The sequence below is a fragment of the Saccharopolyspora sp. NPDC049357 genome, assembly GCF_040677225.1.
Taxonomy (GTDB): Bacteria; Actinomycetota; Actinomycetes; order Mycobacteriales; family Pseudonocardiaceae; genus Saccharopolyspora.
Genome location: NZ_JBFAQJ010000008.1, coordinates 199,215 through 207,476, shown reverse-complemented (window position 1 = coordinate 207,476; position 8,262 = coordinate 199,215). Strand labels below are relative to the sequence as shown.

Genomic DNA, 8,262 nt, shown 5'->3' with positions numbered 1-8,262 from the left:
GGCGAATTCCTCGCGCTGCACGCCCGCACCGGCGAAGAGCTGTGGAAGTTCCAGTGCGGCAGCGGCCACCACGGCAGCCCCATGACCTACAGCGTGGACGGCAAGCAGTACATCGCCGTACCCGTCGGCTGGGGCGGCTGGCTGGAAGGCATCATCCCCGGCATGCTCGGCGCAGGCCACGGCAGCGCACTGATCGTCTTCGCCCTACCAGACTGACCGGCGGGCAGGAGTGAGTGACGACCGCACCGCGACCGGCGGTGCGGTGGGGTGACGCAGGAAACCTCCGGTCGGGGGCGAGCGCACGACGCCCGCACACCCCGACCGGAGTTTTCTTCCTCACCCGCGCCTAGTTCATCAGGTGAGAAGCGGGCTGGCGGGCGGAACACTGAGTCCGTCCGCCGAAACCCGTTGGTACATCGCGGGAACACCGTTGATCGGGCAGGTCCGGGCACCGCGTCCTGGACGGAGTCGGACGAACGAGTGGCTTCCGGAACACTGCAACGGGAGGATGCCTTGGGTGAGACGAGACGTGTTGTCGGGATCAAAGGGGACCGGCAGGTCCTGTTCGACATCGCCGAGGTGATCGTGGCCGAATCCGTCGGGAGGGCCGTGTGGCTGAGAACCGACCTCGGACGTTTCCGGTGCGCGACGGACGGCATCGACAACATCGACGACAAGTACGCGGCCTGCGGATTCGTGCGAGTTCACCGGAGCTACCTGGTGAACCTCAACCGCGTCCGCGAAGTGACGCGCAAGGACGGTGGCGAACTCGAACTCACCGTCGAGAACTACGGATGGGTCGTGCCGGTCTCGCGCCGGCGCGCGAAGTTCGTCACCGAAGCCCTCGGGCTCTAGGAGCTGTTAGGGATTGCGTTGCTTGGCGGTGCCTGTGGCAAACCCTGGAAGGGGAAAGCGCAGCGGATCCGCCGCGTTCTTCAACAGCACCTAGTCCCAGGGGGAACTCGATCTCTCATCGCTGCACCCGTTCTGCAGCCACGGCCATCTGCGTCCACAGTGGTCGCTGTGCTGCGGAGCGGGTGCACTCACCTGTGCACTGCGCGCAAAAGCGTTGAAAACGAGCTGTTTTTGTCGACGGGTGAAGAATACGCGTACCAGCTGGATCATGCAATGGAATCGATCTGATCGAGCCGTCCGGAAGGTGTTGACAACCGTTCGTGCCGCGCGGACGCCGCTTCGTGCCCGGCGCGTTGACCGGGTCTTCGGGGCCGTGCAGCCTTGCGATTCGGGCACATCTCACGACGGCACCGGATGCCGGTCGACACGGTTTTTCGCGCGATGCGCTAGGAGGCGAAGCGGAACATGGCTACCTTGAACGAGATCGCTCGCAGGATGGTCTCCGATCGGCGAGGAGTGCTCGCCGCGGACGAGAGCATCGCCACGATGTCCTCCCGGCTGGAGGGCGTCGGTGTGGCCCCGACCGACGAGAACCGCCGGACCTACCGCGAGCTGATCGTCACCACCCCCGATCTGGCCGATTCGATCAGCGGGATCATCCTGGCCGACGACACCCTGCGGCAGAAGCTGTCGGACGGGAGCACCTTCCCCGCGGCTCTCGCGAACATGGGAATCCTGGCCGGAATCAAGGTCGACACCGGGGCCAAGCCGCTCGCCGGGGCCGACGGCGAGAAGGTCACCGAAGGGCTCGACGGCCTGCGCGACCGGGTCGCCGAGTACGTGGGCCTCGGAGCGACCTTCGCCAAGTGGCGCGCGGTGATCACCATCGGCGACGGACGTCCTTCCGAGCGCTCGATCCGCGCGAACGTGCACGGGCTCGCGCGCTACGCCGGGCTCTGCCAGGAAGGGGGACTGGTGCCGATCGTGGAGCCGGAGGTGCTGATGGACGGCGGCCACACCCTCGCCCGGTGCCAGCAGGTGACGCGGGTGGTGCTCCGGGCGCTGTTCGACGAGCTCGCCCTGATGCAGGTGCGGCTCGACGGCATGGTCCTCAAGCCCAACATGGTCGTCGCGGGCAAGGACTGCCCGAAGCAGCCCGGCGTCGAGGAGGTCGCGCAGACCACAGTGGACACGTTGCGCGATGTGGTTCCGCCGGAGGTGCCGGGCATCGCGTTCCTCTCCGGCGGGCAGAGCCCGGAGCTGGCGACCCGCCACCTCGGTGCCATGCAGAACTGCGGACCGCTGCCCTGGGAGCTGACCTACTCGTTCGGGCGCGCGCTGGTCGCCCCCGCGCTGGAGACCTGGCGCGGTGACGCGAGCCGGTGGCAGGCCGCGCAGCGGGCGCTGTCGGTGCGAGCCGTCGCGAACGCCGCGGCCCGCTGACCCGCCCGAGGGCCGGCCCGGCGAAATCCGGGCCGGTCGGCCGCCATCGCCCGCGACGTCGCGATGGTGGAGTGCGCCGGGTCACATTTCCTTGAAGCAGAGGTGTTCGCTGGAACACGATCCTCTCGTAACAATCAGGAACCCTGATGAACCGGGAGGAAGGGTCTTCGCCGGTCGGTGGACCGGTGGTTCGGCAGAGGTGGGCCGACGTCGAGGTGTTCGCCGAGGCGCAGCGGGTCACCGTCCGGTCCGAAGCCGCCCACCACCCGCTCTGATTCCAGCGAGGAGCACCATGTCTTCTGAAACTCCCTGGGGGAACACCGTTCTCGTCGAGTTCGACGAGGGTGTCGCGTGGGTGACGCTCAACCGCCCCGAGAAGCGCAACGCGATGAACCCGACGCTCAACGACGAGATGGTCCGCACCCTCGACGCCCTCGAAGGCGACCCGCGCTGCGAGGTCCTGGTCCTCACCGGCGCAGGTGAGTCCTGGTCGGCGGGCATGGACCTCAAGGAGTACTTCCGCGAGGTCGACGAGTCCGGTGACCCGGGGCTGCAGATCCGGGTGCGCCGGGCGAGCGCGGAGTGGCAGTGGAAGCGGCTGGCCAACTGGTCCAAGCCGACCATCGCGATGGTCAACGGCTGGTGCTTCGGTGGTGCCTTCACCCCGCTGGTGGCCTGCGACCTCGCCATCTCCGACGAGGAGGCCCAGTACGGCCTCTCGGAGATCAACTGGGGGATCCCGCCCGGCGGCGTGGTCACCCGGGCGCTGGCCGCGACCGTCAGCCAGCGCGACGCGCTGTACTTCATCATGACCGGCGAGACCTTCGACGGCCGCCGCGCCGCCGAGATGCGCCTGGTCAACGAGGCGGTTCCGGCCGACCGGCTGCGCGAGCGCACCCGCGAGCTCGCGCTCAAGCTCGCCGCGATGAACCCGGTGGTGCTGCGCACGGCCAAGGTCGGCTACAAGGTCTCGCGCGACATGCCGTGGGAGCACGCCGAGGACTACCTCTACGCCAAGCTGGAGCAGTCCCAGTTCCTCGACGAGGCCAACGGCCGGGAGAAGGGGATGACCCAGTTCCTCGACGAGAAGTCCTACCGCCCAGGGCTTTCCGCCTACTCCGACGACTGAGCTGCCCGCGGGAGGCTGCGCGATGCGTGACGAGGGACTGGGGTCCTGGCCGGTGCGGCGAGCCCGGATGACCCCGCACCGGGTGGCGCTGATCCACGGCGAGCGCCAGGACACCCACGCCGAGCTGGCGCGCCGCGCCGCGGCGCTGGCGCGAGGTCTGCGCGACCTCGGCGTGCGGCGCGGTGACCGGGTCGGCTACCTCGGCCCGAACCACCCCGCCCACCTGGAGACGCTGTTCGCCACGGCTTCCCTCGGGGCGGTGTTCGTCCCGGTCAACACCAGGCTGGCGGTGCCCGAGCTCGCGCACGTGCTGACCGACGCGGGAGTGTCGGTGCTGGTCCACGCCGCGTCGGCGGGTGCGTCCGTCGACGCGGCGGCGACACCGGTGCTGCGGGAACGCCTCGTGATCGACGAGGACTCCTACGAGAGGCCGGCGGGCGGCGGGGGCGAGCCCCTCGACGAACCCGTCGCGCTCGACGACCCGTGCCTGATCATGTACACCTCGGGCAGCACCGGACGTCCGAAGGGTGCCGTGCTCAGCCACGGGAACTTGACCTGGAACTGCGTCAACGTGCTGGTCGAGTCCGATCTGTCAGGCTCCGAGGTCGCCCTCGTGGCCGCGCCGCTGTTCCACACCGCCGCGCTCGGGATGACGTGCCTGCCAACGCTGCTCAAGGGCGGCACCGCAGTGCTCATGAGCTCGTTCGATCCGGCCGAGGCGCTGGAGTTGATCGCGCGGCACCGGGTCTCGCTGCTGTTCGGCGTGCCCGCGATGTACGACGCGATCAGCGCCCGGCCGGAGTGGGCGAGCGCCGACCTCTCCAGCGTGCGCACCCTGCTGTGCGGCGGATCGCCGGTTCCGGACGCCACGATCCGCCGCTACCTGGACCGCGGCCTGGCGTTCGTCCAGGGCTACGGGATGACCGAAACCTCGCCGGGCGCACTTGTCCTCGATCCCGGCGCAGCGCGCGAGAAGGCGGGTTCGGCGGGCGTGCCGTCGTTCTTCACCGATGTCCGCGTCGTCGACCGCGCCGGTCAGCCGGTCGCGGCGGGCGAGCCGGGGGAGGTCGTGGTGCGCGGCCCGAACGTCATGCTCGGCTACTGGAACCGGCCCGAGGCCACCGACGAGGCGCTGGCGGACGGCTGGATGCACTCCGGCGACGTGGCCACCGTCGACGACGAGGGCTACTTCACCGTCGTCGACCGGATCCGCGACATGATCATCTCGGGCGGGGAGAACATCTACCCGGCCGAGGTGGAGGCCGCGCTCCACGAGCACCCGGCGGTCGAGCTGTGCACCGTCGTCGGCGTGCCCGACCCGAAGTGGGGCGAAGTCCCGCGGGCCGTGGTGGTGCTGCGCGCGGGAGCGCAGGTCACCGGCGAGGAGATCCACCAGCACCTGAGGGGCCACCTCGCCGGCTACAAGGTGCCCAAGCAGGTGGAGTTCTGGGACGACCTGCCGCGCACGGGTTCCGGGAAGATCCAGAAGGCCGCGGTGCGGGCGCGGTTGGCATGACACCCGAGCGAGACACCGCGAAGGTGCGCGATGATGGGTCGGTGACCAGCCACGACAACGCCGAACCGCGAACCCTCTACCTCGTCAAGCGCCTGGAGCTGGCGATCCGGGCGCGGATGGACGAGGCGCTGCGCCCGCACGGTCTGACCACCTTGCAGTTCACGGCGCTGACCGCGTTGCGGCAGCGCGACCGCCTCAGCTCCGCCCAGCTCGCCCGCCGTTCGTTCGTCACCCCGCAGACCATGAACGAGATGGTGCGCTGGCTGGAGGATCGCGGGCTCATCGAGCGTCACCGCGACCCCGACAACCGGCGGGTGCTGCTGATCTCCCTCACCGAATCCGGTCGCGAGGTCCTGCAGCGCTGCGACTCCCTGATCGAGGCGATCGAGGACGAGGTGCTCGGCGCGATCCCCGAAGCCGACCAACCCGCGTTCCGGCAGAGCCTCATCGCCGGCTACACGGCGCTGAGCGGTCACGAGGAGACCACCTGAGCCGGTGGGTCAGTACCGCCTGTCGATGACCGAGTTGTTGGAGGCGTACCAGCGGATGAAGCCGTGCTGGAAGTTGTTCTGCCTGCCCCCGGAGACCGAGAACTCGCCGCTCGTCGGGTAACCGAGGTACGAACGCTCCCAGCCCAGCGCCACCCACCGCTCGCGGATCCGGCCGTACACCTCGTGCGCACCGGTCGGCGGCGACCAGTAGATCGAGGCGGCATTGCTGAAGTGGTTGTAGCGCCCCACCTGGTCCGGCGTGATCGATTCATCCGTGGTGGGGTAGCCGGCAGGTCCTGTCTCCCAGCCGATCCGGCTCCACTTCTCGCGGATCGCACCCCAGATCCCGTGCGCTCCCGTCTGCGGCGTCCAGTAGATCGAGGCGGCCTTGCTGAAGTGGTTGTAGCGGCCGATCCGGTCGGGCGTGGTGGTCTCGTCGGTGGTGGGGTAACCGAGCGGGCCGGCTTCCCAGCCGAGCCTGCTCCACTGCTCGCGGATCGCACCCCACACCGAGTGCGACCCGGTCTGCGGCGACCAGTAGATCGATGCCCCCAGCGCGAAGTGGTTGTAGCGGCCGACCTGGTCCGGCGTGGCCGTCTCGTCGGTGGTTGGCGCCCCGAACGCGGCGTGCCCGCCGCGTTCCAGGTACTTGGCGAGGTTGCCGCCGTGCACCTCGTGCACCCCGGTTCCCGCGCTCCAGTACAGCCTGCCGTTCTGGTAGGTCCGGTAGTGCACCGGGCCTTCGATGATCTCCGGTCCCGTCGGCGCGCCCAGCAGCGTGCGCAGTCCGGGATCGGAGTCGTACCGCTGGTCGATCGCGGACCGGTACTCGGCGTTGAAGGTCTCGTCGGAAGGCCCCATCGTGATGAGCCGGGACCGCGCGGTCGGCCCGTCGGTCCACCTCGTGAACGCCGACCCGCCGTCGGTGGCCGTCTCAGCGGCCAGCACGTCGAGCTTGGCGCCCTCGGTGACCATCGCCGAGCTGGCCCCGCCTTCGGTGGGGATCTGCAGCACCGCGGGGATGTTGCTGGTCAGGGTCAGCAGGTGTTCGCGGGGCAGCGCGGTGTAGGTCTTCGACGCCGACACGCCCTCGGAATCGGTCGCGGTGGCGGTGAACGTCATCCGCGCGTCCGGGTGCGCGGTGAACGCGGTGTCGAAGAGCGGGCCCTGCGCGCCGGGCCCCGGGTGATCGTGGCAGGTCGTCTCCTCGGCGCAGTGCACGACCGAACTCGTCCACGTCACCTCCAGCGGGCCGTTCTCGGCATCGGTGGCGTCGGCCGAGAGGTTGATCGGATCGTCCACCGCGAAGTCCGCTTGCGCGGGCGGCGTCAGCGTCAGCTCCGGCGAGTGGTTGGAGGGGGCCACCACGATGTCGACCTGGTCGGAGGCGTCCAGCGGGTCCCGCACCGTCAGCTTCGCGGTGAACCGGTCGGTTCCCGGCGCGTAGGTGTGCGTGGCGCGCACCCCGGTCGCGGTGGTGCCGTCGCCGAAGTCCCACTCGTAGCGCAGGGCGTCACCGTCGAAGTCCATCGAGCCCCAACCGTCGAAGGTGACCGTGCGGGTGGCCGGATCGGTCGTGGTGGTGGCCGCCGCGACCGGCGGGTTGTTGGCCGCGGAGTAGCTGAGCCTGCGCAGCGATCCGCTGTAGATGTCGGCGTAGACGATGTCGCCGTTGGGCGCTGCCTCGAACTTCACCGGACCGCCGATGTCGGTTCCCAGCGGCGGGCTCTGCGGTCGCTGCACCAGCGCGCCCTGGGCGTCGAGCCGCAGAGTCCAGAGCTTGCGCTGGCTGTAGTCGCCGAAGAAGTACGCGCCCCGGTAGGACTCCGGGTAGCTCTCGCCCTGGTAGATGATGCCGCCGGTGACGCTGTTGCCCTCGTCGACGCCGCTGCCGTGGTGGTACTCCCACACCGGGGGAGTGTTGGCGACGTTGGCGCACTCCGGCCGATCGGCGTACCCGGGAGCCGGGTGGGTGCCCTCCCAGCACGGCCACTTGTAGTTCTGGCCGGGGCGCACGAAGTCGACCTCCTCCCACGTCCCGTAGCCGACGTCGCCGACGATCGGCGTCCCGGTGGACGGGTCGATCGAGAGCCGGAAGGGGCTGCGGAAACCGCTGGCGTAGACGCGACTTCGCCACGACGACGGGTTCGACGAATCGTAGAAGGGGTTGCTCGCCACCCCGCTGCCGTCCGGCGTGATGTGCACGATCTTGCCCGCCGGGGAGTCCAGGTTGAAGGTCTGGAACGCGGCGGGGTCGGTGAACCGGTAGCCGGCCAGGTCACCGATGGACACCCACAGCGTGCCGTCCGGCGCGGCGACGATCCCGGTGATGGCGTGCGCGTCGGAGAAGCTCTTGGTCTCGAAGATCACCTGCTCGTCGACGATCCTGGTCGGTTCCGGGCTGCCTTCGACGGTCCAGCGGGAGAGCCGCAGGAGGTAGCCGTCGGCGGCGTCCGGCACCGCGCGGACGAGGTAGATCTGCCGGGAGGTCTCGTAGTCGTGCGCTGCGGCGACGCCGACCAGCCCGAGGTCCTGCGCGGTGTCCACCGGCAGCGTCGCCAGCGTGTTGACCTTCCCGCCGGTGGACACCCAGGCGACCTTGCCCTGCTTGCCGGTGCTGAGCACGCTGTTGTCCGGCAGGTAGGTGAAGTCGGTCAGGTCGAACGCGGCTTGCCCGCTCGGCTGGTCGCGGAACACGAATCCCGGCGGCAGCACGGGAGCGGCGGCGGCCTCGCGAGGCGCTGTCGCCGTCATCAGCCCGGTGGCCATCGCGAGCACGCAGAGCACGGCGCTCGCGGCCGATCGAGTTCCGTTGATCATGAACGCCT

The 8,262-nt window shown here is 69.6% G+C and carries 7 protein-coding genes and 1 pseudogene; 7 read left to right on the top strand and 1 reads right to left on the bottom strand.

The window, feature by feature from the left end:
• The 7 genes and pseudogenes from AB0J91_RS09930 to AB0J91_RS09900 form a co-directional block, all read left to right on the top strand.
• Positions 1-216, top strand: a pseudogene (locus AB0J91_RS09930) (PQQ-dependent dehydrogenase, methanol/ethanol family); the annotation flags it as partial.
• 297 nt (positions 217-513) lie between these two features.
• Complete coding sequence (locus AB0J91_RS09925) at positions 514-855, top strand: LytTR family DNA-binding domain-containing protein (RefSeq protein WP_363791699.1); 342 nt, start codon at positions 514-516, stop codon at positions 853-855.
• A 465-nt stretch (positions 856-1,320) separates the two neighbouring features.
• Positions 1,321-2,298, top strand: coding sequence for a class I fructose-bisphosphate aldolase (locus AB0J91_RS09920; RefSeq protein WP_363866120.1), 978 nt, complete (start codon positions 1,321-1,323; stop codon positions 2,296-2,298).
• A 146-nt stretch (positions 2,299-2,444) separates the two neighbouring features.
• A complete protein-coding gene (locus AB0J91_RS09915; protein WP_363866117.1) occupies positions 2,445-2,573 on the top strand; it encodes a hypothetical protein in 129 nt (42 codons plus the stop codon).
• 17 nt (positions 2,574-2,590) lie between these two features.
• On the top strand, positions 2,591-3,427 hold the full coding sequence (locus tag AB0J91_RS09910; protein WP_363866114.1) for a p-hydroxycinnamoyl CoA hydratase/lyase: 837 nt from the start codon (positions 2,591-2,593) through the stop codon (positions 3,425-3,427).
• A 22-nt stretch (positions 3,428-3,449) separates the two neighbouring features.
• A complete protein-coding gene (locus AB0J91_RS09905; RefSeq protein ID WP_363866112.1) occupies positions 3,450-4,943 on the top strand; it encodes a long-chain fatty acid--CoA ligase in 1,494 nt (497 codons plus the stop codon).
• A complete protein-coding gene (locus AB0J91_RS09900) occupies positions 4,940-5,434 on the top strand; it encodes a MarR family transcriptional regulator (RefSeq protein WP_363866109.1) in 495 nt (164 codons plus the stop codon). Before AB0J91_RS09905 ends, AB0J91_RS09900 begins: the two co-directional genes overlap by 4 nt.
• 9 nt (positions 5,435-5,443) lie before the next feature.
• Here AB0J91_RS09900 and AB0J91_RS09895 read toward each other — a convergent pair whose 3' ends face one another.
• On the bottom strand, positions 5,444-8,254 hold the full coding sequence (locus AB0J91_RS09895) for a PQQ-dependent sugar dehydrogenase (RefSeq protein ID WP_363866106.1): 2,811 nt from the start codon (positions 8,252-8,254) through the stop codon (positions 5,444-5,446).
• Between the last annotated feature and the right edge of the window lie 8 nt (positions 8,255-8,262).